21 protein-coding genes and 1 tRNA gene are annotated in these 22,896 nt (G+C 64.2%); 9 read left to right on the forward strand and 13 right to left on the reverse strand.

The window, feature by feature from the left end:
* Nucleotides 1-25: 25 nt before the first annotated feature.
* Complete coding sequence (gene cobS, locus ACR65N_RS18400) at nucleotides 26-1,018, reverse strand: cobaltochelatase subunit CobS (RefSeq protein ID WP_430307490.1); 993 nt, start codon at nucleotides 1,016-1,018, stop codon at nucleotides 26-28.
* 74 nt (nucleotides 1,019-1,092) lie between these two features.
* Entirely contained in the window at nucleotides 1,093-1,719 is a 627-nt protein-coding gene (locus ACR65N_RS18405) for a J domain-containing protein (protein WP_430307491.1), read from the reverse strand.
* A gap of 101 nt (nucleotides 1,720-1,820) precedes the next feature.
* Between ACR65N_RS18405 and ACR65N_RS18410 the strand changes: the two genes are divergently transcribed.
* Nucleotides 1,821-2,102 (forward strand): BolA family protein, encoded by a 282-nt coding sequence (locus tag ACR65N_RS18410; protein WP_440458184.1) that lies wholly within the window; start codon nucleotides 1,821-1,823, stop codon nucleotides 2,100-2,102.
* 4 nt (nucleotides 2,103-2,106) lie between these two features.
* Here the strand turns inward: ACR65N_RS18410 and ACR65N_RS18415 are convergent, their stop codons facing one another.
* Genes ACR65N_RS18415 through ACR65N_RS18425 form a run of 3 tightly spaced genes read right to left on the reverse strand, consistent with a single transcriptional unit; the run spans nucleotide 2,107 to nucleotide 5,149 of the window.
* Complete coding sequence (locus ACR65N_RS18415; RefSeq protein ID WP_440458185.1) at nucleotides 2,107-3,411, reverse strand: HlyC/CorC family transporter; 1,305 nt, start codon at nucleotides 3,409-3,411, stop codon at nucleotides 2,107-2,109.
* Nucleotides 3,412-4,557, reverse strand: a complete 1,146-nt coding sequence (gene aroB / locus ACR65N_RS18420; RefSeq protein ID WP_440458186.1) for a 3-dehydroquinate synthase — start codon at nucleotides 4,555-4,557, stop codon at nucleotides 3,412-3,414.
* Nucleotides 4,532-5,149, reverse strand: coding sequence for a shikimate kinase (locus tag ACR65N_RS18425; RefSeq protein WP_430307495.1), 618 nt, complete (start codon nucleotides 5,147-5,149; stop codon nucleotides 4,532-4,534). The genes aroB and ACR65N_RS18425 overlap by 26 nt, the downstream gene beginning before the upstream one ends.
* Before the next feature lie 160 nt (nucleotides 5,150-5,309).
* On the opposite strand from ACR65N_RS18425, the gene ACR65N_RS18430 reads away from it, so the two are divergent.
* From ACR65N_RS18430 to ACR65N_RS18450, 5 genes are all read left to right on the forward strand, one after another.
* Nucleotides 5,310-5,462, forward strand: coding sequence for a hypothetical protein (locus ACR65N_RS18430; RefSeq protein WP_430307496.1), 153 nt, complete (start codon nucleotides 5,310-5,312; stop codon nucleotides 5,460-5,462).
* A gap of 8 nt (nucleotides 5,463-5,470) precedes the next feature.
* Nucleotides 5,471-6,418 (forward strand): site-specific tyrosine recombinase XerD, encoded by a 948-nt coding sequence (gene xerD / locus ACR65N_RS18435; RefSeq protein ID WP_440458187.1) that lies wholly within the window; start codon nucleotides 5,471-5,473, stop codon nucleotides 6,416-6,418.
* 51 nt (nucleotides 6,419-6,469) lie between these two features.
* Complete coding sequence (locus ACR65N_RS18440; protein WP_440458188.1) at nucleotides 6,470-7,423, forward strand: acetyl-CoA carboxylase carboxyltransferase subunit alpha; 954 nt, start codon at nucleotides 6,470-6,472, stop codon at nucleotides 7,421-7,423.
* 174 nt (nucleotides 7,424-7,597) lie between these two features.
* Nucleotides 7,598-8,947 (forward strand): L,D-transpeptidase family protein, encoded by a 1,350-nt coding sequence (locus ACR65N_RS18445; RefSeq protein ID WP_440458189.1) that lies wholly within the window; start codon nucleotides 7,598-7,600, stop codon nucleotides 8,945-8,947.
* The gene (locus tag ACR65N_RS18450) at nucleotides 8,941-9,213 is read left to right on the forward strand and encodes a sulfurtransferase TusA family protein (protein ID WP_440458190.1); all 273 of its coding nucleotides are present in this window, start codon (nucleotides 8,941-8,943) and stop codon (nucleotides 9,211-9,213) included. Before ACR65N_RS18445 ends, ACR65N_RS18450 begins: the two co-directional genes overlap by 7 nt.
* On the opposite strand, the gene ACR65N_RS18455 is transcribed toward ACR65N_RS18450, so the two are convergent.
* The gene (locus tag ACR65N_RS18455) at nucleotides 9,214-10,416 is read right to left on the reverse strand and encodes a CobW family GTP-binding protein (RefSeq protein ID WP_440458191.1); all 1,203 of its coding nucleotides are present in this window, start codon (nucleotides 10,414-10,416) and stop codon (nucleotides 9,214-9,216) included. It lies immediately after the preceding gene.
* 21 nt (nucleotides 10,417-10,437) lie between these two features.
* A complete protein-coding gene (locus tag ACR65N_RS18460; protein ID WP_440458192.1) occupies nucleotides 10,438-11,547 on the reverse strand; it encodes a D-alanyl-D-alanine carboxypeptidase family protein in 1,110 nt (369 codons plus the stop codon).
* 154 nt (nucleotides 11,548-11,701) lie between these two features.
* Between ACR65N_RS18460 and ACR65N_RS18465 the strand changes: the two genes are divergently transcribed.
* Together ACR65N_RS18465 and ACR65N_RS18470 are read left to right on the forward strand one after the other, a co-directional pair.
* Nucleotides 11,702-12,865 (forward strand): M20 aminoacylase family protein, encoded by a 1,164-nt coding sequence (locus ACR65N_RS18465; RefSeq protein ID WP_440458193.1) that lies wholly within the window; start codon nucleotides 11,702-11,704, stop codon nucleotides 12,863-12,865.
* Between the two features lie 140 nt (nucleotides 12,866-13,005).
* Nucleotides 13,006-13,082 (forward strand) — tRNA-Arg (locus ACR65N_RS18470).
* 43 nt (nucleotides 13,083-13,125) lie between these two features.
* Here ACR65N_RS18470 and ACR65N_RS18475 read toward each other — a convergent pair.
* The 3 genes from ACR65N_RS18475 to ACR65N_RS18485 form a co-directional block, all read right to left on the reverse strand.
* Nucleotides 13,126-13,764 (reverse strand): exopolysaccharide biosynthesis protein, encoded by a 639-nt coding sequence (locus tag ACR65N_RS18475; RefSeq protein WP_440458194.1) that lies wholly within the window; start codon nucleotides 13,762-13,764, stop codon nucleotides 13,126-13,128.
* 146 nt (nucleotides 13,765-13,910) lie between these two features.
* The gene (locus tag ACR65N_RS18480; protein ID WP_440458195.1) at nucleotides 13,911-14,258 is read right to left on the reverse strand and encodes a hypothetical protein; all 348 of its coding nucleotides are present in this window, start codon (nucleotides 14,256-14,258) and stop codon (nucleotides 13,911-13,913) included.
* Between the two features lie 211 nt (nucleotides 14,259-14,469).
* The gene (locus ACR65N_RS18485) at nucleotides 14,470-15,717 is read right to left on the reverse strand and encodes an FAD-dependent oxidoreductase (protein WP_440458196.1); all 1,248 of its coding nucleotides are present in this window, start codon (nucleotides 15,715-15,717) and stop codon (nucleotides 14,470-14,472) included.
* 147 nt (nucleotides 15,718-15,864) lie between these two features.
* Between ACR65N_RS18485 and dxr the strand changes: the two genes are divergently transcribed.
* Entirely contained in the window at nucleotides 15,865-17,037 is a 1,173-nt protein-coding gene (dxr, locus tag ACR65N_RS18490) for a 1-deoxy-D-xylulose-5-phosphate reductoisomerase (protein ID WP_440458197.1), read from the forward strand.
* Between the two features lie 17 nt (nucleotides 17,038-17,054).
* Here dxr and scpA read toward each other — a convergent pair whose 3' ends face one another.
* The 3 genes from scpA to ACR65N_RS18505 form a co-directional block, all read right to left on the reverse strand.
* Nucleotides 17,055-19,205 carry a methylmalonyl-CoA mutase gene (gene scpA / locus ACR65N_RS18495; RefSeq protein WP_440458198.1) on the reverse strand — a complete coding sequence of 717 codons (2,151 nt, stop codon included), beginning with the start codon at nucleotides 19,203-19,205 and terminating at the stop codon, nucleotides 17,055-17,057.
* A 713-nt stretch (nucleotides 19,206-19,918) separates the two neighbouring features.
* Nucleotides 19,919-20,587: a DUF2161 domain-containing phosphodiesterase gene (locus ACR65N_RS18500; RefSeq protein ID WP_440458199.1), complete on the reverse strand. Its 669-nt coding sequence runs from the start codon at nucleotides 20,585-20,587 to the stop codon at nucleotides 19,919-19,921.
* 226 nt (nucleotides 20,588-20,813) lie between these two features.
* Nucleotides 20,814-22,817, reverse strand: a complete 2,004-nt coding sequence (locus ACR65N_RS18505; RefSeq protein ID WP_440458200.1) for an acetyl-CoA carboxylase biotin carboxylase subunit — start codon at nucleotides 22,815-22,817, stop codon at nucleotides 20,814-20,816.
* Nucleotides 22,818-22,896: the final 79 nt, after the last annotated feature.

Here is a 22,896-nt window from a genome sequence, read left to right on the forward strand (position 1 = left end):
CACCTTGTCAGTCTGCCTTCGCCCTTCAAGCTCCGAGAGCGATGTTCGCGGCGCTCTCCTTCAGCTCCACGCCGAAAGCGCGCTGATACTGCTCGGCGACCAGCGTCCGCTCCAGTTCGTCGCACTTGTTGAGGAAGGTGATGCGGAACGCAAAGGCGACGTCGCCGAAGATCTCGGCGTTTTCCGCCCAGGTGATCACGGTACGCGGGCTCATGACCGTCGACAGGTCGCCGTTGATGAAGGCCGAGCGGGTCATGTCCGCGACGCGGACCATCTTCGAAACCGTTTCGCGTCCTTCGGCCGTCGCGCCGAAGCTCTTCACCTTGGCGGACACGATATCCACTTCTTGCTGGTGCGGCAGATAGTTCAGCGTCGTGACGATCGACCAGCGGTCCATCTGCGCCTGGTTGATCTGCTGCGTGCCGTGATAAAGACCCGTCGTATCGCCGAGACCGACCGTGTTGGCGGTTGCGAAGATGCGGAAAGCAGGGTGCGGGCGGATGACGCGGCTCTGGTCGAGAAGCGTCAGACGGCCGGAGGATTCCAGCACGCGCTGGATGACGAACATGACGTCCGGACGGCCGGCATCGTACTCGTCGAAGACCAGCGCGACATTGTGCTGGTAGGCCCAGGGCAGGATGCCGTCCTTGAATTCGGTGATCTGCTTGCCGTCCTTCAGGACGATGGCGTCCTTGCCGACGAGATCGATACGGCTGACGTGGCTGTCGAGGTTGATGCGCACGCAAGGCCAGTTCAGCCGCGCCGCAACCTGCTCGATATGGGTGGACTTGCCCGTGCCGTGGAAGCCAGAGACCATGACGCGACGATTGTGGGCAAAGCCCGCCAGGATCGCCAGCGTCGTATCGCGGTCGAACAGGTAGTCGGGGTCCAGGTCGGGAACATAAGGGTCGCCGTTGCTGTAGGCGGGAACCCTGAGGTCGGTGTCAATGCCGAAGACGTCCCGAACCGAAACCGTGGTGTCCGGGAGGTTTGAAATATCAAGATCGATTTTGCTCATCACCACTCCACGTCGAACCGGATACCGGTCCGGCCGCAATCCTTCGCTGCCATGTTGCCTTGCACCAGAACGGCTTAGCAGAAACCGGACTGCTTTAACAATTGATACGCCTGTATGACGGCCCGAAAACGTTCTTCCGAGCCACGGTCGCCGCCATTCGCGTCAGGATGGTGCTTCTTGACCAGTTCCTTGTAGCGGCTCTTGATTTCGGCTTTGGTTGCGCCTGCCGTCAAGCCCATTGTGTCGAAGGCCTTCGCCTCGAGTGTCTTCAACTTCCGCACCGCCGGTTCGTTCCGGGCGCCGCCCGGTCCACCTTCGCGCACGAAGCCGAACGGATCCTTGACGCGATTGAAGCTGGCGGCAGAACCGGATCGAGTGGTCGCATGCAGCGGCGCGTCTTTCGCCGCCTTGTTGACGCCGACCGTCCAGGTCGGACGGTGACCGGTGATCGCTTCCTTCTGGTAACGGGCGATCTCGGTATCCGACAGGCCGGAGAAGTAGTTGTAGCCCTTGTTGTATTCCTTGACGTGCTCGAAGCAGAACAAGAAAAATTGGCCTTCGGCGTTACGCCCCACCGGCGCACGATGCACGCCCGGCTTGTCGCAACCGTCCCACTGACAGGTCGGCGCCGAGGGCGCCGGATCCTGCTCCCGTTTCCGGCGCGTCCGGATGCGGTCGAAATATTTGGAATCTAGTTTCATTTAAGCACATTATGGGGTGCAGGACGGGGCAGAACAAGAATTGACAAAGGCCTTTGTTGCTGTTCTGTGGGACGCCATTTTCGACACACCGGGAGGCCCGAATGTCGGTCCGCACGCGCATTCAATCGACGTTGGAAGAGGAACTGAAGCCTGAACGGCTGGAGGTTATCGATGAGAGCCATCAGCATGCGGGGCATCAGCCGAGCATGACTGGCGACGGCGAAACCCATATGCGGGTGCGGGTTGTCTCCGACCGATTCCTGGGGCTGACGCGCCTCCAGCGGCATCGGCTGGTGAACGATCTCCTGAAACCAGAACTGGACGCGGGACTGCACGCGCTGGCGGTCGAGCCTTCGGCGCCCGGAGAGCCGACCCGCTGGTAACCGGTCAGACGGGAACCGCTGCGTCTTCTGCCGGACGAATGCGCAGTCTGGTGATGCGGTTCTTCTCGCGCTTCATGACCGTGAAGCGCTTGCCGTGGAAGGTGAAGGTCTGCCGCTCCTGCGGGATCAACTTCGACTCGTGAATGACCAGGCCGGCGATCGTCGTGGCCTCCTCGTCCGGCAGGTGCCAGTCGAGTGCCCGGTTCAGGTCGCGGATCGGCACGTTTCCATCCACCACGATTGATCCGTCCGCCTCCTGGCGCACGCCCTGGATCTCGAGGTCGTGCTCATCGGCAATGTCGCCGACGATCTCTTCCAGAATGTCTTCGAGCGTGACGATGCCCTGCACCTCGCCATACTCGTCGACAACGACGGCGAAATGCACCTTGCGGCGCAGGAAGGCGTTCAACTGATCCTTGAGGCTCGTCGTATCCGGCACGAACCACGGCTTCTGGGCGATCCTGGCAATATCGAGGTTTTCGGGCTCCATGTCCGGCTCCGCCAGCACCCGCAACAGGTCCTTGGCATGGACCACGCCGATGATGTTGTCAGTCGTCGTCCGCCACAGCGGCATGCGCGTGAACGGGCTCTCGAGCACGGCCCGCACGACGGCCTCCGGTGGATCGTCGGCATTGATTGCCCGCATCGCGGTCCGGTGTTTCATCACGTCCGAGACCTCGAGCTCCTCCAGATCGAGCAGGCCACCGAGGCGGTCACGGTCGGCCTTGATGAACGAGCCCTCGCGATGCAGCAGGTCCAGCGCGCCGCGCAGCTCTTCGTGCGCGGTCAGCATCGAGACTTCCCGCGACAGTGTGATGCCGAAGAGCCTCAGGATGAAGCGGACGATGGCATTGACGCCGCTCGACAGCGGCCCGGCAACGCCGACGAACACCTTGACGGCCGGTCCGACCCAGAGGGCGAAACGGTCGGGAGCCGAGATCGCCCAGCTCTTCGGCAGAACCTCCGAGAAGATGACCAGCAGGATCGTCATGACGATGGTCGCCACCGCCACGCCATTGTTGCCGAACAGGCCGAGGAACAGGCTCGTCGTCAGCGACGAGGCAAGGATGTTGACGAGATTGTTGCCGATCAGCAGCGCGCCGATCAGCCTGTCGCGGCGCTCGATCAGTCGCGCCACGAGACCGGCTCTCTGGTCGCCGTTGGTCTCCAGGGTGTGCATTCGCGCCCGGGACGCAGCTGTCAGCGCGGTTTCCGAGCCCGAGAAGAAGCCGGATGCGGCGATCAGCAGGACGATGATGCCGAGCGTGATCCAATGATCGGTGAAGAACGTCAGGAACCCCAGCAGCATTTAACCTCGTCGTGCCTCTTCAAGAAACGCGCGCACTTCGGAGACCGGCACGTCGTCAGCGACGAAAGCCTCTCCGATCCCGCGCGTCAGGATGAATGTCAGCTTGCCGCTCTTGACCTTCTTGTCCTGGGCGATGGCATCCATCAGCACCTCCTCCGAGGGAAGCTCGCCCGGGATCTCGCTGATCCGGGTCGGCAGGCCGACGGACCGCAGATGTGCTTCGACGCGTGCCGTATCGTCGGGGCTGGCAAGGTTCAGGCGCGCCGAAAAGCGATGCGCCAGCACCATGCCGATCGCCACGCCCTCGCCATGCACGAGGCGACTGCTGTCGTAGCGAGTGGCCGCCTCCAGCGCATGGCCGAAGGTATGGCCGAGGTTGAGAAGCGCGCGGCGCCCGGTCTCCCGTTCGTCCTCCACCACCACGTCCGCCTTCGCCTGGCAGCTGATCGCGATCGCCTCTGCGCGTGCGCCGCCGCCGGCAAAGACGTCGCGCCAGTTGGCTTCGAGCCAGGCGAAGAAGTCGGGCTTGTCGATCAATCCGTATTTCGCGACTTCCGCGTATCCGGCCCGGAACTCGCGCTCGCTGAGGCTGCCGAGTGCCGCAGTATCGGACAGCACCAGATCCGGCTGGTGGAAGACGCCGAGCAGGTTCTTGCCGTGACGGGTATTGATGCCGGTCTTGCCGCCGACGGATGAATCCACCTGCGACAGAAGCGTCGTCGGGATCTGCACGAAGCGAACGCCGCGACGGACGATACCCGCGGCAAAGCCTGCAAGATCGCCGATCACTCCGCCGCCGAGCGCGATGATGCAGTCGTTGCGCTCGATGCGGGCCGACAGCGCCATCTCGCAGACGGTCGCGAGGTGCTCGAGGCTCTTGGTCTTCTCGCCGGCCGGAAGCGTCAGCGATACGGCCTCGATACCGTCCGTCTGCAGGCTGTCCATCAGGCTTTCCAGATACAGTGGCGCCACGTGCTCGTCGGTGACGATGGCGGCGCGCCGGCCCTTCAGGCGTGCCGAAATCTCGCCACCGGCCCTGCCGATCAGGTCCGCACCGATCAGGATGTCGTAGGCCCGCTCGCCGAGCGGCACATGTACGAGGCGTTCAGGCACAGGATTTTCAGGATTGCTGGCTGCGGTATTCATCGGCCTCGACTTCCTTGGTCATTGCGACGAGAGCTGTCAGCACGTCGCTGGCCATCGTCTCCTTCCGCACGTCGCGCGACGGCACCGTCAGGTCGGCTTCTGCATAGATGGGGTAGCGCTGGTTCATCAGGGTCTCCAACGTCTGCTTCGGGTTTTCGGTCTTGAGGAGCGGCCGGTTGTCTCGCTTCGACACCCGCTCCCAGAGGAGATCGAGATCCGCCTTCAGCCACAGCGACAGCCCGCGCTGCTTGATGCACGCCCGCGTTCGATCGTTGATGAAGGCGCCGCCGCCTGTGGACACGACGCGGGGACCGCCCTTCATCAATCGCTGGATAACCCGCGTCTCCAGCGCGCGGAATTCCCCTTCACCGTAAGCTGTGAAGAGTTCCGGAATGGTCATCCGGGAAACACGCTCGATCTCGTTGTCCGTGTCGATGAAAGGTAGCCGCAGTTGCTGCGCGACGATCCGGCCGATCGCAGATTTCCCCGCGCCCATCAGCCCCACGAACACGAGGTTGCGGCCGCCAAGCGCCGCGCGAGCCCGATCGCTCAACGTCAAGGGTGCAGCCGGTGGTATGACTAGATCGGGCATCGTCGTGGAAAGCTGTCCTCTCGCAGTCCTTTGCCCACCCTATCGACAAATGACGGGAAAGCGTCAAGTCACGCCGCCGCAAAACCTCAGTTGCGCGCCGCTTCTTGCACTTCCCGCCCGCTTTCCTCATAAAGTGCCGCCCACCCTGCGGAGCCACCCGATGCCGACCCTTTTCCGTTTCCTGTTCATCCTCGCGGTGATTGCCGGCATTATCTACGGAAGCATGGTCGCGCTGGTGTTCCTCGTCGAGCCACGCGAGCGGGAAATCACCGTGCGCATTCCCTCCGAGCGGCTGAACCCGCCGCAGCCCTAAGGATGTCGATGACGGACCTGTCGCGCGCGCATGTGGAAGCCTTCCTGGAGATGATGAGCGCCGAGCGTGGCGCTGCGATCAACACGCTGTCCTCCTATCAGCGAGATCTCGATGACCTCTACGTCCAGCTGAAGGGTCGCAAGACGAGCCTGCTTGCCGCAACCTCCGCCGATCTCAGCGAATACCTTGCCCACCTTTCGCGTCAGGGGCTTGCGGCATCGTCGCAGGCCAGGCGGCTCTCGGCGATGCGCCAGTTCTACAAGTTCCTCTATGCGGAGAACCTGCGCGGCGACGACCCGACGTCGATCCTCGACGCACCGAAGAAGACACGACCGCTGCCGAAGACCATGAGCGAGGCGGATGTCGGCCGGCTGCTTGCGCGCGCCGTCGAAGAAGCGGCCGAGGAGGGACCGGGCCGGCTGCCCAGGTTGCGAATGCTGGCGCTCCTCGAAACCCTTTACGCCACCGGCATGCGGGTGAGCGAACTCGTGTCGCTGCCGGTCAAGGTGCTTGACCAGGAGGGACGCTTCCTGATGATCCGCGGCAAGGGCAACAAGGAGCGGTTGGTGCCACTGTCACGCTCGGCGATCGCTGCGCTGCAGGCCTATGGACAGGCACGCGCCGCAGCCGAAGCCGCCGGCCAGAAGGAAAGCCCCTGGCTGTTTCCGTCGACCGGCAAGGAGGGTTACCTGCCGCGCCAGGTGTTTGCCCGCGATCTGAAGGATCTCGCCGCCCGCGCCGGTATCCGGGTGGCAACCATCTCGCCGCACGTGCTGCGCCATGCTTTCGCCAGCCACCTCCTGCAGAACGGTGCTGACCTGCGCGTGGTGCAGGAACTGCTTGGGCATTCCGACATTTCTACCACGCAGATCTATACGCATGTTCTGGATGAACGCCTGCGAGAAGTGGTCGAAGCGCATCACCCTCTTGCAAAAAGCGCCAAAACACCTGATTAGAGCCCGGGCGGAGCGCGGCCAGGCCGCAAGAACGATCGGAACACGGAGCTCATGCAAACTTATCTCGACTTCGAAAAGCCCATCTCCGACCTGGAAGGCAAGATCCACGAGTTGAAGAAACTCGCGACGGAAGATGAGAGCATCGACACCTCCGACGAGATCCAGCGGCTGGAAGTGCGCGTTCGCGAAGCCATGCAGGACATCTATTCCAAACTGACCGCCTGGCAGAAAACCCAGGTCGCGCGTCATCCGCAGCGACCGCATTTCGTCGATTACGCCAAGCGCCTGTTCACCGAGTTCACGCCGCTCGCCGGCGACCGGACGTTCGGCGAGGATGCCGCCATCCAGGCCGGCCTCGGACGCTTCCGCGGCCAGCCCGTAGCGATCATCGGCCAGGAAAAGGGCAACGACACCAAGTCGCGCATCAAGCACAATTTTGGCAGCCCCCGCCCCGAAGGCTATCGCAAAGCCATCCGCGTCATGGAAATGGCCGACCGTTTCGGCCTGCCGGTGATCACGCTGGTGGATACGGCGGGCGCCTATCCGGGCGTCGGTGCGGAGGAGCGCGGCCAGGCGGAGGCCATCGCCCGTTCGACGGAAATGTGCCTGGGGCTGCGCGTACCGATGGTTTCGGTCGTCATCGGCGAAGGCGGATCCGGCGGTGCGATCGCGATTGCCACCGGCAACAAGGTATTCATGCTCGAGCACGCGATCTATTCGGTAATCTCCCCGGAAGGTGCAGCCTCGATCCTCTGGCGCGACTCAACCCGGGCCCGTGAAGCCGCGACCAACATGAAAATCACGGCCGAGGATCTGAAGGGACTTGGCGTCATCGACGGCATCATCGGCGAGCCTTTGGGCGGCGCGCATCGCGATCCGGAGACGGTGATCGACGCGGCCGGCGATGTGATCGAGGGGGCGCTCAGCGAGCTCGGACAGCTTTCTCCGGATGACGTGCGCAAGGCACGCCGGCAGAAATTTCTGGAAATCGGCCGCAATCTCTGATCAAATAGTCGGATCGAAGAGAACTGGCATGCATCGTTCTTCACGAACTCGTGCTGTTCGGCGGGCTTGAGCGGTTAAGAGAATGTAAAGCTTACCGCTTTATTATTCCTGACAGAATGGGTAGAAGCAGGATGAGCCTGCACCCGTTGGTCGATTTCATGTGATCCGTATCAGATGCGCTTGAAAATTCTTGCTTCCGTTCTTCTGATGGCAACCGCCCTTGTCGGCTGTACCGAATCGATCGATGGCGCCATCGATCTTTCGACGGTCAAGAACAAGGTCGAGCAGCCTCTGCCTGCCCGCGTCGTTGCGGAAATGCAGAAGAAGAACATGCCCCGCAACTCGCCGATCATGATCCGCGTCTTCAAGGAAGAAGGCGTGATGGAGATCTGGAAGGCGAAGGCGGACAACCGCTTCGACAAGATCGCCCAGTACCAGATCTGTGCCTGGTCCGGTAAGCTCGGACCCAAGGTCAAGGAAGGCGACCGCCAGGCGCCCGAAGGTTTCTACAACCTGACGCCGGCCCATCTCAATCCGAATTCGAAATACTACCTCGCCATCAACACGGGCTTCCCGAACCGCTACGACGCCGCCAACGGCCGCAACGGTTCCAACCTGATGATCCATGGCGCCTGCTCGTCTTCCGGCTGCTACTCGATGACCGACGAGCAGATCCTGGAAATCTATGCGTTTGCCCGCGACGCCTTCAAGGGCGGCCAGTCGACCATCCAGCTCGAGGCCTTCCCGTTCCGCATGACCGCGGAAAACATGGCCCGGCACCGCAACAGCGAACACCTCGACTTCTGGAAGATGCTGAAGGTCGGCTACGACCAGTTCGAAGTGACCAAGCGTCCGCCCGAAGTGAACGTTTGCGACCGGAAGTACGTCTTCAACCAGCAGGTCCAGGGGGCCGGCAGCATCTCGCCGGGCGCCGCCTGTCCGCAGATGTCGACGCCGCCGGCGCTGACCGCGGCGCTGACGTCCTACGAGAAAGACTATCAGCTCGCCTATACCAAGGCCGTCGATAAGCTGAGCGGCAAGGTGTGGTACGAGCCGACCGAAGCCGAACGCAAGGCGGTGGTTGCCGCCAAGCGCAAGGGCCGCGATCTGGCCTATGCGCCGACCGGCACGTCGCTGGAAGCTGGAAAGCTCGTCGAGCCGGCGGAATTCGAAACCTTGATGGCAGCCCGCCTGTCGAAGACGAAGCCGGCCGGGTCGATGCTCGTTGCTTCGGCCGAGGGCAATGCCGGAAAGCAGGGCCGCGTCGGTTCGCAGCCAGCACCTCAGGCCGCAGTGGCGACTGCCATGCCGCAGGCGACCCAGGGCGTCTCGCCGGCCGGCCGTTCCTCGATGTCAGTCGCGACCGCCATGAACGCATCCGGCAGGCAGCCAGCCTCCGCTGGACCGCAGGCGCCGATGACCACCGGCTCCGTTCCGGTGCCGGCACCCAATCCTCTTGCCTATGCGTCGGTACAGCCGGCTGCAGAAACCACCGGCAAGAAGCCCTTCTGGAAGCTGTGGTAGCGCCGGCAGTGATCGCCGGCGGGACCCGCACCCTCTATGATCTGCGCGGGCTGAAATGCCCGCTTCCCGTTCTAAAATCCCGCAGAAAGCTATCGGCGATGGTCCCGGGCGAGGAACTGGTCGTCGAGACGACCGATCCGCTTGCCGGCATCGACATCCCGCATTTCTGCAACGAAGACGGTCACGAACTCCTGGACACAAAACGCACCGAGGACGGCCACCGCTTCGTCATCCGCCGCGGTGCCAACGGGCTCAACCGCGACTGATCACATCCTCAGACCGGGAACGGCCAGCGGATTGTCTTCGAGCGCGGCACGATCCGGGCGATCTATGCGCGGCTGACCGGTGAAGGCGGCGAACAGGTCCTGGACGAACTCCTCCGACAGGCCCTGCGTGATCAGCACCATGCGCGTGCGCCTGTCGCTGCCTTCCGGCCAGCGCGACAGCCGCTCCGGCGGGTGGAAGATGCTCTGCACCCCATGCAGCACCAGCGGCCGCTCGGGATTGTCCGAGAGCTGGACGATCGCCTTCATCCGCAGCAGCTTCTCACCGTGCGCCGAGCGCAGCAGGTCGACGAACATGTCGATTGCCATCGGCTCGATCGGCCGGTCGTGGAGGATCGAAAACGACCGAATGTCCGCGCCATGGCGGTTCACGTCGTGCTGGTGATGCTGGTGACCATGCTGCGCGTGTGCGTGATCGCCGACCGGCTGATGCGCATGATGGTCGTGATCATGGTGATGATGATCGTCCGCATGGTGATGATCATGGTGATGCGGATGCACTTCGGCCGCACGTTCGTCGCTCAGCCAGCGCGCCACGTCGGCGATCTTGGTATCCTGATCGTAAAGCCCGTTTTCGAGAAGCAAGACGCGTCCGGCCTCTTCTGCATCACCGTCGGTCAGCGCGGCGCGCGGGTTGAGATCGGCAAGCCGTGCCATCAGCGCCGAGACCGCCGCCGGTGACGCAAGCGTCTTCTTCGTCACCACCAGCCGGTCGGCTACCGCCACCTGCCGCAGCGCTTCCGGATGCCGCTCGATGGTCGACAGCCCGTGGACGGCGTCAACCACGGTGACGACGCCGTCGAGCTGATAGCTCTGCGCGACGACCGGGTTGCCCATCACCGCCTGCATGACCGGCGCCGGGTCGGCAAGGCCTGTCGTCTCGATCACCAGGCGACGGATCGGCTTCAGCCGCCCGGTCTGGATCTGGTCGATGATCGACGCCAGCGTTTCAACGAGTTCGCCGCGCACGGTGCAGCACAGGCAGCCGTTCGACAGTTCCAGCAGCGTATCGCCGGATGTCTCGACGAGGAAATTGTCGATGCCGACCTCGCCGAATTCATTGATGATCACCGCCGTGTCATGGGCGGCGGGATCCTTCAGGATGCGGTTGAGAAGCGTCGATTTGCCGGCGCCGAGGAAGCCGGTCAGAATGGAAACCGGAATGCGTTCGCTCGCAAGAGCCATGGCGATGTCCTCAGCCCTAGGTCAGAAAGTGGCCGGCCGCGGGATCGGCAACGGCACGTTGGCGAGATGACCCTCCGCCCGCTGCTCCGGGGAAAGCTGCGGCGGCTGGTTGATGGTCGCGAGACTGTAGCGCGGCGGGTTCACCATCTGGCTGATGTAAGGCGAATGAACGATCATCCTTCCGGCATCGTCGCGGCCTTCGCTGCGCACCTTGGCGGCCTTCGGATTGCAGATGTCGTTGCTGATATCGACTACCTGGTCACGATCGGGACCGTAGGGAGCAAGTGCCGACAGCAGGTCGCCATTGCCCTGCGGCGCGGTGAGCCCCTTCTGCAGCAGGTCGGCGGATTCATCCGCACGCCCGGCAAGGCTGTCGGAGCCGAGCACCACCGAGATGACGGTGCGGCCGTTGCGGGTCGCCGATGAAACCTGATTGAAGCCGGAGGCGCAGATGAAGCCGGTCTTCATGCCGTCGGCTCCGTCGAAACGGCCAATCAGCATGTTGTAGTTGGGATATTCCTTGCTTCCGGTGCTGACGCCTTCCAGCGAGAAATAGCTGGCATATTCGGGAAACTCGCGCTTCAGCTGCATGGTCAGCACCGCAAGATCCCGGGCGGTGGTGAACTGCCCCTTGCCGGGCAGGCCATGCGGATTGATGAAGCGCGACGAAGTCATGCCGAGCCGTGCCGCCTCGGCGTTCATCATCTCGACGAAATTCTCGGTGGTGCCGCCGACGGTCTCGGCAACGGCGACGGCGATGTCGTTGGCGGATTTGACCAGCAGGATCTTCATTGCCGAATCAAGCGTCATCCAGGCGCCGGGCTTAAGGTACATCTTGCTGGCCGGCTGATCGGCCGCCTTCCGGCTCATCACCACCGGCGTCTCCAGGGTGATGCGGCCGCTCTTCAAGGCCCGGAAGGTGACGTAGGAGGTCATCAGCTTGGTCAGCGATGCCGGGTACCATTTCCGGAATGCCTCCTGGTGGGCGATGACGCGGCCGGTTCTCACATCGACAAGCACCTTCGGATTGGCGGATGCCGTATCGGCGATACCCGTGAATGCCGTGATGCCGGCAAGCAGGGCGGCAGAGATCTTCGATGCGGAAGGCAAACGGCTTGTCCTGTGGGGCAAGGATGGACCTCGTCATGATCGCGGGAGACGCGCGGGCGATAGAACGCCCTTGTGGCCAAGCAATGGCAAAGAACGTTGATTCCGTCAATTCTGCGGCGCAATATCAGCTCGACGGGCGACGCGCCCCGCGCCTTGGTGAACAGCAGGAACAGCAATGCCGATCTTGAACAGAGCAGCCGAAATGCAGCAGGAAGCCACCGAATGGCGCCGCCACATCCATGAAAATCCAGGGCTTCTCTACGATGTCGAGGACACCGCGGCCTTCGTCGAGGAAAAGCTGAAGTCATTCGGCGTTGACGAGATCGTGACCGGCCTCGGCCGCACCGGCGTCGTCGGCATCATTCGCGGGCGCGGTACCGGCGGCCGGGTGATCGGCCTGCGCGCCGACATGGACGCGCTGCCGCTCCAGGAGATCACCGGCAAGTCCTACGCATCGAAGGCGCCCGGCAAGATGCACGCCTGCGGCCACGACGGCCATACGGCAATGCTGCTCGGTGCTGCCCGCTACCTCGCCGAAACCCGCAACTTCAACGGCTCGGTCGCGGTCATCTTCCAGCCGGCCGAAGAAGGCGGCCGCGGTGCCCTGGCGATGGTCGAGGAGGGGTTGATGGACCGCTTCGGCATCGATGAGGTCTACGGCATGCACAACATGCCGGGCATGCCGCTCGGCACGTTTGCCATCCGCAAGGGCGGCATCATGGCGGCGCCCGACAAGTTCGCCATCCGCATCACCGGGCGCGGCGGCCATGCCGCCGAGCCGCACCGAGCCGCCGACCCGATCGTCATCGGCGCGCAGATCGTCAGCGGCCTGCAGCTGATCGCCGCGCGCAATGCGAACCCGCTGCGCTCGGTGGTCGTCTCCGTCACCCAGTTCCATGCCGGCACGACCCACAACATCATCCCCGAAGAGGCGTTCCTGACCGGCACCGTGCGCAGCCTCGACGAAGAGGTACGTGATCTTGCCGAGCGGCGCATCCGCCAGATCGCCGAGGGCATTGCCGCCGCCAACGACGCCGTGGCGCTGGTCGAATACGAGCGGGCCTGCCCGGTGACCGTCAATCATGCCGACGAGACCGGGCATGCGGCACGGGCCGCCATCGACATCGTCGGCGAGCGTAATGTCGACACCGACGTCGACGCCAGCATGGCCGGCGAGGATTTCGCCTTCATGCTGCAGGCCCGGCCGGGCGCCTATATCATGATCGGCAACGGCGATACGGCCGCGCTCCACAATCCGTCCTACGACTTCAACGACGAAGCGCTTGCCTACGGCATCTCCTACTGGGTGAAGCTTGCAGAGCAGCGGCTCGGCGACTGAGGGAACGACGGACCGAGAACGTCCGCCAGTATCACCGACATGGGACACGCAATCGGATCCCGATCCAGGCCAAAACCTTGGCCTCGGATCCGGCTTCCGTCTTGTCCGCCACGCCTGCCTGCGGTATGTACCGCAGCGTTGTCCACGTAGCTCAGCAGGATAGAGCACAGGATTCCTAATCCTGGGGTCGGAGGTTCGAATCCTCTCGTGGACACCATTTTCCCAGTGTCCATACCCAAGGCATGAGCAACCGGCCAGCGTCAGGCGGCCGGGGTGTTGCCCGCGTTGCCAAGGCCCAGCCAGTCGCTGATCAGCCACCAGCCGCCGAGAAACAGGAAGCCGGTGAAGGCGACGGCGAGGAGCCCGAAGACAAGCCCGCCGGCGACAGCCATGCCATCGCGCTGCGCCAGCCCGAGCGCGATGAAGAACACCGACAGACCCGGCAACACATTGCCGAACGGGATCGGCAGGGCAATCAGCACGCCCATCAGCAGCACGACCAAGCCGAGCGGCCGAACGGCGGCGCGTCCCGTCAGCCCGGTCCATCGTGGCCGCAGCCAGGTTTCCAGCCAGGCAAGCTTCGGCCCGAGGCGCACCGACATCGCCGACAGCAACTTCTGCGGGACCTCGATCCGCGACAGCCGGCCCGGTAGCCAGAAGCGGTCGGCACCGATCACCAGCTGCGCCGAAAGCAGCGCCAGCGCCGTGCCGAACACCATGCCGGCCGGAATGCCGGGGGTCGGGATGATCGCCGGGATGGCAAACACCAGCAGCACCAGCGCGGTTGCCTGTTCGCCGAGCAGCGCCAGGAGACCGCCGAGGCTGAGCCGCGTGCCGGCTGCCTGGTTCGCCAGGTCTTCGAGGAGCGGCGCCAGTCCCTGTTCCCGCGAAGTCGTCACCGCTCAAGCCCTTTTCATGAAACGGCCTTCAGCGGCCGGATTGTCGTCGGGCTCATATGGGAATGACGGCCGCGACATCCACACCCGTGCTGCAGAATTCGAGCACCGGCACTGGCACCTGGTGCCTGAGCGCCGACGGGGTGCAGTCAGGAACGTTCGCCGTCGCCGACGCTCCGCTTCACCGTTCCGCTCCCCTCGCCCAGCCGCGCCTCGTCGATGAACGCATCCAGGCATTCCAGCAGCCTGAGGCGCCGCCCCGCCACCTCGCGTGGGGAGTGCGGTGCGTTGTTGAAGGCGCCGATGCCGGTGAGGAAGGACTGCATGGCCGTGCTCAACGGCGGCAGCAGGTCGATGATGTAGACGCTGGGCGCGCTCGGATCGATCACCGATGCGACATAGCCGAACAGCGCTTTTGGAACGGTGGCGGCATCGCGAAGATCGCAGGATGCCACGAGGTTCCGGACGGATGCTCCGTCATTTTGAGTGTTGGTCATGATCATTCCCTGCCAAGGACGTGGACGCTGGAAGAGGACGCAGTCATTGCATCCGGACCCTTCCGCCAGCCGCTGCCATCCTACTCCGCCTCTGGGCGGCGGGCGGAAAAGCAGGTCAGCGCACCCAGAAAACCTCCGGAACGGTAAATTTTCCTTCAATCCGCCGTCCGACGAAGCCTTTCCGGCCTTCTGCTGCAGCGTTTCGAGACGTTCAACCGGACAGGCCGGCCTTACGCGGCCGCTCCATGCGGAAGCCAAGACCGATCAGCCGACCGGCAAGATGGGCGAGCAGCGGAAAGCGCACGATGCTGCGGATGAAGGCCGGCGGCCCCTTGCGTTTCTCCGCATCGTCCTCGTCCTTGCGGCGGCCGGAGCGCATCATCAGCTGCAGCTTCTGCGTCGCCTTGGTGGGAAACAGCCGGCGCTTCTCGACGGCCGCCAGATCGGCATCGGCAAGCCGCCCCTGCTTCAGCGGTCCGGCCAGAATGTTTGCCGCCGCCACCGCGTCCTGAATGGCGAGATTGACCCCGACGCCGCCGATCGGCGACATCGCATGCGCCGCATCGCCGATGGCGATCAGCCCCGGCCGCCACCACTGCTTCAGGCGATCGATGCGCACCTGCAGCAGGCTGACATCGTCCCAGCTGCGGATCTCTTCTATCCGCTCGGGCGGTAGCGGCGAGACCTCGCGCACCTTGGCGCGAAACAGTTCGATGTCGCGGCCCTGGATCTCGGAAAACGTGCCGCGCCGGACGATATAGCCGCACTGCCAGTAATCGCCGCGGTCGATCAGCACGAAACCCTGCCGGGGGCCTGCATGGCCCATGGTCTCGGCCGGATCACCCGGCTGCTTGGAGAGCTTCATCCACACGACTTCGCTCGGGCTGCCGAACGTCTCGACCACGAGCCCGGCCTTGGCGCGGACGACCGAATTGCGGCCATCGGCGGCAATGACGAGTTCGCAGCGCAGCGTCAGCGGGCCTTCAGGGGTTGCAAGCGACAGGCCACAGACGCGCCCGTCTTCAGTCAGCACGTCCTCGACGGCCGTCGCCATCATCAGGTGGAAGTTGGGATGACGCTTTGCCTCGCCGGCGAGGAAATCGAGAAAGTCCCATTGCGGCATGAAGGCGATGAAACGATGCCGGACAGGCAGCCGTGAGAAATCGGCGATGGTGACGGTGCGGCCGCCCATCTCGGCCGACAGCTTTTCGGCGCGCGTGTGCGGCAGCTTGAGGAAAGCTTCCTCCAGCCCGAGCTCGGAGATCACCTCCAGCGTCGACGGGTGGATGGTATCGCCACGGAAGTCGCGCAGGAAGTCGGCATGCTTTTCGATCACCGTCACGTCGACCCCGGCGCGTGCGAGAAGCAGGCCGAGCATCATGCCCGCCGGGCCGCCGCCGGCAATCGCGCAGGTGGTGGCGCAGGTGTTGGCGCGGGTAGTGGATACGGTCTCGGTCATTCTCTGTCGCTCCAGCGGCGCATTGCAACGACCACCATAGCCGAAGTGGCGACCGCGGGGATGCAAATCAATGTCGGGTGCCCGCCCTTGTGACCGGTGCGCCGCCCCTGTAAACGAGCGGGCAAGAGAGATCGGATCCAGCCCCGCATGATATCCAGCACCACCAAGCGTTCCCTCAGCATTCTCGGCTCCACCGGATCGATCGGCACCAACACGCTGGATGTCGTCGGACACCTGGGCGGACGGGACGCCTTCGACGTGGTGGCACTGACCGGCGCCGGCAATATCGGGCTCCTGGCCGAGCAGGCAAGGACGCATGGGGCACGGCTTGCGGTAACGGCCGACGAGAGCCAGTACATCGCTCTCAAGGACGCGCTGTCCGGCTCCGGCGTTGCCGTTGCCGCCGGGCAGAGCGGGTTGCTGGAGGCGGCGGATGCGGACGCCGACATGGTGATGGCGGCGATCGTCGGCACCGCCGGCCTTGCCCCGACGCTTGCGGCTGCCCGCCGCGGCGCCGATATCGCGCTTGCCAACAAGGAATGTCTCGTCTCGGCCGGCGACCTGTTCATCGATGCGGTCCGGCAGGGTGGCGGACGCCTGCTACCGGTCGACAGCGAGCACAACGCCATCTTCCAGGTGCTTGAGGAGAACCAGCGGCATGCCGTCGAGCGGGTGATCCTGACGGCCTCCGGCGGCCCCTTCCGCAGCTTCACCCGCGCCCAGATGGCCGACGTGACGCTGGAGACGGCACGCGCCCACCCCAACTGGTCGATGGGCCTGAAGATCTCCATCGACAGCGCCTCGATGTTCAACAAGGCATTGGAGATGATCGAGGCGAAGCATCTGTTCGGCTTGGCGCCCGAGCAGGTGGAGGTGATCGTCCACCCGCAGTCGATCATCCATTCGATGGTGGGCTATACGGACGGCTCGGTGCTTGCCCAGCTCGGCTGTCCAGACATGCGCCACGCGATCGGCTATGCGCTGGAATATCCGCGCCGCGCCGCCCTGCCGCTGGAACGGCTGGATTTCGCCAGGCTCGCCCGGCTGGATTTCGAGGCACCCGACGAGGAGCGTTTTCCGGCGCTCCGGCTTGCGCGGCTGGCGATGACGCGCGGCGGCGTGCAGGGCGCGGTGCTGAACGGCGCCAAGGAAGTGGCGCTGGATGCGTTCATCGCCGGCGAAACCGGCTTCCTGACCATGGCGGAGATTACCGAGGCGGTGATGGACGAGCTTGCCCATCTACCGGCCGCCGCCAGCATGGACGACGTGTTCGAGGCCGACCGCGAAGCCCGCCGGCTGGCACGCCAGCGGCTGGGATAGATGTACACCTGAGCGTCTTACGCGTTTCGCCGCTTGCCCTCCAGCAGGTCGAGGAGGGCGCGGGCGGCATCGAGCACGTTGGTGCCGGGACCGAAGACGGCGGCAACGCCGGCATCCAGCAGGAACTGATAATCCTGGCGCGGGATGACGCCGCCCACCACGACGATGATATGCTCGGCACCGCGTGCCCGCAGCGCTTCCACCAGCTGCGGCGCAAGCGTCTTGTGACCGGCAGCCAGCGACGACATGCCGACCACCTGCACCTTTTCGGCGATCGCAAGGTCTGCGGCCTCTTCCGGCGTCTGGAACAGCGGGCCGGCCAGCACCTCAAAGCCGATGTCGCCGAAGGCAGACGCAATCACCTTGGCGCCGCGGTCGTGGCCGTCCTGGCCAAGCTTGGCGACAAGCATCTTTGGCTTGACGCCGCTGACGGCGGAAAAATCGCCCAGCCGCCGGACGAGCATCTCGTATTCCGGATCACCTTCGTAGGCGGGGCCATAGATGTCGGAAACCACCTCCGGCACCGCCGCGTGATCGCCGAAGGCCTGTCGCAGCGCATCGGAAATCTCGCCGACGGTTGCCCTTGCGCGCGCCGCCTCGACAGCAGCGGCGAGCAGATTGCCCTCGCCGGTTTCGGCCGCCTCTTCGAGGACCGCGAGCGTGGAGGCAACGCGAGCCGGATCACGCTGGCGGCGTAGTTCTTCCAGGCGCTTGATCTGCGACATGCGCACGGCCGAATTGTCGATCGCCAGGATGTCGATCGGCTCCTCGTTGTCCAGCCGGTACTTGTTGACCCCGACGATGATTTCCTCGCCCCGGTCGACGCGCGCCTGGCGCCGGGTCGCGGCCTCCTCGATCAGCCGCTTCGGCAGTCCCTCGGCGACCGCCTTGGTCATGCCGCCCATGGCCTCCACCTCCTCGATCAGCGCCCAGGCCTTGTCCGCCAGTTCCTTGGTGAGGCTCTCGACGTAATAGGAGCCGGCCAACGGATCGACGACATTGGTGACCCCGGTCTCATGCGCCAGGATCAGCTGCGTGTTGCGGGCGATGCGGGCGGAAAACTCAGACGGCAGCGCCATCGCCTCGTCCAGTGCATTGGTGTGCAGCGACTGGGTGCCGCCGAGCACCGCCGACAGCGCTTCGTAGGCGGTGCGGATGACGTTGTTGTAGGGATCCTGCTCCTGCAGCGAAACGCCAGAAGTCTGGCAGTGCGTGCGCAGCATCATCGAGCCGGGCTTCTTCGGCTCGAACTCGGTCATGATCCGCGACCAGAGCAGGCGGGCGGCGCGCAGCTTGGCGGCCTCCATGAAGAAGTTCATGCCGATGGCGAAGAAGAACGACAGGCGGCCGGCAAAGTCATCGACGTTCAACCCCTTGGCAAGGGCGGCCCGCACATATTCGCGACCATCGGCGAGCGTGAAGGCCAGCTCCTGGACCAGCGTCGCGCCGGCCTCCTGCATGTGGTAGCCGGAGATCGAGATCGAGTTGAAGCGCGGCATCTCCTTTGCCGTGTAGGCGATGATGTCGGCGATGATCCGCATCGACGGTTCCGGCGGGTAGATATAGGTGTTGCGGACCATGAACTCCTTGAGGATGTCGTTCTGGATGGTGCCGGAGAGTTCGGCCCGCGAACACCCCTGCTCCTCCCCGGCGACGATGAAATTGGCGAGGATCGGGATCACCGCGCCGTTCATCGTCATCGACACCGACATATCCTTCAAAGGGATACCGTCGAACAGGATCTTCATGTCCTCGACCGAATCGATCGCCACACCGGCCTTTCCGACATCCCCCTCGACTCGGCGGTGGTCGCTGTCGTAACCGCGATGGGTGGCAAGATCGAAGGCGACGGACAGGCCTTTCTGGCCGGCAGCCAGATTGCGGCGATAGAAGGCATTGCTTTCTTCGGCCGTCGAGAAGCCGGCATACTGTCGGATCGTCCACGGCCGGCCGGCATACATGGTGGCACGCGGGCCGCGCACGAAGGGCGCCAAGCCGGGCAGGCTGCCGAGATGGTCGACGTCCTGCAGATCATCCGCCGTGTAGAGCGGCTTGACCGCGATGCCTTCCGGCGTCTGCCAGATGAGCGTCTCCGGCGATGCCTTCAGCTCCTTCTCAGCCAGCGCCTGCCAATCGTCCTTAAGGGTCCTGCTGATCTGGTCCGCCATGCGCCGTCTCCTCGCTTCGTCTGTACAGTTTCGCGCTTGCCTGAAGAACCTCGAGGAGGTCCCACCCGGCGGCCAAGGCATTGCGCACGGCAAGCCGGGTGCTGGCAATCGTTTCCGCATCGTCGCGCTCATCCGCGAGCACGCGCGCTAACATGTAGCGGGACACGCGGCGTGGCGGAAGCACAGGCCGGCTGCCAGATGAACCCGGCCAGAATGGCGGGAGAAAGGTCTTTCCACGTCTCACGCTGTCGTTCCTCTTCGGCAAGACGGACCACCCCCTTGGCGATCCTTTTAAAAAACGGTCGGCCGGGGCACTGAAAGCTGCTCCGAATTTAGTTTTATAGATTGCACCTTCCAGTGCCCCGTTCGGCGGTTTTTATCCGCAGCCTGATTGCCTCGAAACGGACGACACCGGCTTGACCCGATGCCTCGTCCGGCGGACCGCGCGCGGCTTTATCGACGCGCTTCCGACGGATTTTAAAGGACGGCGATATTTCGCCCGCCGCCGCACGTTTCGATGGGCCAAAGGCCCGTCCGGTGGATTTCCGCCGGCTGCAACCTTTTCGCGAACCCGAACCACGAGGTTTTGCGTCCCACCCTCGCGCTCCGCGCCGGCTGCGCATCGCCAGAACGCCTTCTGGTGTATCCGCTGCGCAACGACAGGATTGTAGGCACAGGGTGAAAGGGCGGGGACGACGAGGGCGCAAAAAATGTCAATCCCGAGGATGATCGACCGTCGCCCGCCAGGTTCCGAGCGCCTTGATGCCCGTGTCGCTGAGGCCATAGACGCCTTTTTCGATGCGCTCGAACCAACCGTAATAGTTGTTGAGCAGGATCTGCCCGGCGCTTGGCGTCACCGCCTTGAGGTCGCGCGGGCGGAGCGGCCCGCCCTCAAGTGCCGCGGCGCAGGCGAGCGCCTGCTGGCGATAGGCGGTCATGATCGGCACCTTGGTGGAGCCGCCGAGCGCCGGATCGCCCTGCCGCCGCCGATGCTCGCGCACCAGCCGCGTGCGCCGCTTCGGATTGCTGCGCGGCATCGGCGAGGCCGAACTGACGATGACGCCGACCTCTCCCTTATCCGAAACACCCAGCATGCCGATACCGAGCCGCCGGCAGAGATCGCGGTAGCGCTTATCGGCTTCCCGGCCGCGGCCCTTGGCCGAAACGCGTGCGGCGATCCAAACCTCGTCGGCGGCCGCGGCGCGATCGACCGCCTGCAGGATCAGTTCGAGGTTGAAGCTGAGCTTCAATTCGCAGACGACGACCACCGGCGGTTCGCCATCGCTGAGACCCAGAACATCGCAGCCACCAACCTCGCCCTTGACGGTATAGCCGGCCGCTTCGAGGAACTGTTTGACCGGAAGGTAGAGCGAGGTTTCCACGAAGAGCCTGGATGTCGGTGATGGGTGGTGAGCGATAGCATGATTTGCCCCGGCTGACCCAGCGCGGGCGCCTGGAAATTGACCCGGCTTTTGGACCTTCTGCGATGGCCTTGGCCACCGGTTAAGCGATGCTGTTCGCTTACGTTTGAAGGCCGGAGGCCTCTGCCCTGCCGGTCATCTTCCCCACAAGGAGGGAATTCGGCAAGGTGCCGGCCTCACTTCAACGTCACTCGAACTCCAGGATCAGCTCGTCGACGGCAAGGCTCTGGCCAGCGGTCGCTGCGACGCGCTTCACGACGCCGCGGCGCTCCGCCTTCAGCACGTTCTCCATCTTCATCGCCTCCACCGTTGCCAGCGTCTGGCCGGCTTCCACCGTCTCGCCGGCAGTGACCGCAATGGAGGTGATGACGCCCGGCATCGGGCAGAGCAGAAGCCGCGACGTATCGGGCGGCAGCTTGACCGGCATCAGCCGCGCAAGTTCCGCCACCCGCGGCGAACGAACCCGCGCCGTGACGTCCATGCCGCGCAGCCGAAGCCGGATCGCCGAACCGACAAGATCGATCTTCACGCCGAGCGTTTCGCCCTCCGCAATGACATGCGCGTGCCGCGCTCCGGGATGCCAGTCGCTGGCAAGCGTCAGGCGGCCACCATCTTCGAAGGCGACAACAATGGCCTCTCCGCTGCCGGACAGGCTGACGGCGTGGCTGATCTCGCCAAGCTGCACCACCCAGTCCGTGCCGACCACGCGCGCGTGATTGCCGATCGTGCCGGAAATTTCTGCCGCCCGCGCCTGCACCCGGGACTGGACGACGGCGGCGATCGCGGCAAGCTTACGGGAGGACGCCGCGTCGGGCGCAACGCCTGAAAAACCCTCCGGAAATTCCTCAGCGATGTAGGCGGTGGTGATGCTGCCCGAGCGGAACCGTTCCTGGCCCATGACGGCCGACAGGAAGGGCAGGTTGTGGCCGATGCCCTCGACCTCGAAATCGTCGAGCGCCGCCGACATCGCATCGATCGCCGTCGCGCGATCGGGCGCCCAGGTGCAGAGCTTTGCGATCATCGGATCATAATACATCGAGATCTCGCCGCCCTCGAAGACGCCGGTATCGTTGCGCACGATGGTGCCATTCGCCAACTGGCCTTCCACGGGCGGCCGGTAGCGGCTGAGCCGGCCGATCGACGGCAGAAAGTTGCGGAACGGATCCTCGGCGTAGAGGCGGCTTTCGATCGCCCAGCCGTTGAGCGTCACGTCCTCCTGGCCGAGCGACAATTTTTCGCCCGAGGCGACACGGATCATCTGCTCGACGAGATCCACGCCGGTGACGAGCTCCGTCACCGGATGCTCCACCTGCAGCCGCGTGTTCATTTCCAGGAAGTAGAAGTTTCTTGCTCCGTCGACGATGAATTCCACCGTGCCGGCGGAATGGTAACCCACGGCTTTCGCAAGCGCCACGGCCTGCTCACCCATCGCCTTGCGGCTCGCAGCATCGAGAAACGGCGACGGCGCCTCCTCGATGACCTTCTGGTTGCGGCGCTGGATCGAGCATTCCCGCTCGCCGAGATAGACGATGCTGCCGTGCCGGTCGCCGAGAACCTGGATTTCGATATGGCGCGGCTGGTCGACGAATTTCTCGATGAAGATGCGGTCGTCGCCGAAGGAGTTCTTCGCCTCGTTCTTCGACGACTGGAAGCCTTCGCGGGCCTCCTCGTCGTTCCAGGCGATGCGCATGCCCTTGCCGCCGCCGCCGGCTGACGCCTTGATCATCACCGGATAGCCGATGGAGGACGAGATCGCCACCGCCTCGTCGGCATCGGCAATCAGCCCCATATGACCGGGAACGGTGGAAACGCCGGCCGCCGCTGCCAGCTTCTTCGAGGTGATCTTGTCGCCCATCGCCTGGATGGCGCCGACCGGCGGGCCGATGAAGATGACGCCCTCCTTGTCCAGCGCCTGCGCAAACAGCGGGTTCTCCGACAGGAAGCCATAGCCCGGATGCACGGCATCGGCGCCGGTGCGACGGATCGCGGCGAGGATCCGGTCGATGTCGAGGTAGGACTGGCTGGACGGCGACGGGCCGATATGCACCGCCTCGTCGGCCATGCGCACATGCAGGGCATTCGCATCAGCGTCGGAATAGACCGCAACCGTGGCGATGCCCATCTTCTTCGCCGTCCTAATGACCCGGCAGGCGATCTCGCCTCTGTTAGCAATGAGGATTTTCGAGATCATGCCCGGCGATCTCGATCCATGGCCTGCACGCTGCCGTCATTCGCGTCGAATGTGATCATCCCGTCCCTCCTCAAAGGCT

Source organism: Rhizobium sp. SAFR-030, from assembly GCF_059415005.1.

Bases quoted from the DNA above. Each gene is read 5' to 3' on its own strand.
- cobS (WP_430307490.1), bottom strand. From the start codon at position 1,018: ATGAGCAAAATCGATCTTGATATTTCAAACCTCCCGGACACCACGGTT.
- ACR65N_RS18405 (WP_430307491.1), bottom strand. From the start codon at position 1,719: ATGAAACTAGATTCCAAATATTTCGACCGCATCCGGACGCGCCGGAAA.
- ACR65N_RS18410 (WP_440458184.1), top strand. From the start codon at position 1,821: ATGTCGGTCCGCACGCGCATTCAATCGACGTTGGAAGAGGAACTGAAG.
- ACR65N_RS18415 (WP_440458185.1), bottom strand. From the start codon at position 3,411: ATGCTGCTGGGGTTCCTGACGTTCTTCACCGATCATTGGATCACGCTC.
- aroB (WP_440458186.1), bottom strand. From the start codon at position 4,557: ATGAATACCGCAGCCAGCAATCCTGAAAATCCTGTGCCTGAACGCCTC.
- ACR65N_RS18425 (WP_430307495.1), bottom strand. From the start codon at position 5,149: ATGCCCGATCTAGTCATACCACCGGCTGCACCCTTGACGTTGAGCGAT.
- ACR65N_RS18430 (WP_430307496.1), top strand. From the start codon at position 5,310: ATGCCGACCCTTTTCCGTTTCCTGTTCATCCTCGCGGTGATTGCCGGC.
- xerD (WP_440458187.1), top strand. From the start codon at position 5,471: ATGACGGACCTGTCGCGCGCGCATGTGGAAGCCTTCCTGGAGATGATG.
- ACR65N_RS18440 (WP_440458188.1), top strand. From the start codon at position 6,470: ATGCAAACTTATCTCGACTTCGAAAAGCCCATCTCCGACCTGGAAGGC.
- ACR65N_RS18445 (WP_440458189.1), top strand. From the start codon at position 7,598: ATGCGCTTGAAAATTCTTGCTTCCGTTCTTCTGATGGCAACCGCCCTT.
- ACR65N_RS18455 (WP_440458191.1), bottom strand. From the start codon at position 10,416: ATGGCTCTTGCGAGCGAACGCATTCCGGTTTCCATTCTGACCGGCTTC.
- ACR65N_RS18465 (WP_440458193.1), top strand. From the start codon at position 11,702: ATGCCGATCTTGAACAGAGCAGCCGAAATGCAGCAGGAAGCCACCGAA.
- ACR65N_RS18480 (WP_440458195.1), bottom strand. From the start codon at position 14,258: ATGACCAACACTCAAAATGACGGAGCATCCGTCCGGAACCTCGTGGCA.
- ACR65N_RS18485 (WP_440458196.1), bottom strand. From the start codon at position 15,717: ATGACCGAGACCGTATCCACTACCCGCGCCAACACCTGCGCCACCACC.
- dxr (WP_440458197.1), top strand. From the start codon at position 15,865: ATGATATCCAGCACCACCAAGCGTTCCCTCAGCATTCTCGGCTCCACC.
- scpA (WP_440458198.1), bottom strand. From the start codon at position 19,205: ATGGCGGACCAGATCAGCAGGACCCTTAAGGACGATTGGCAGGCGCTG.
- ACR65N_RS18505 (WP_440458200.1), bottom strand. From the start codon at position 22,817: ATGATCTCGAAAATCCTCATTGCTAACAGAGGCGAGATCGCCTGCCGG.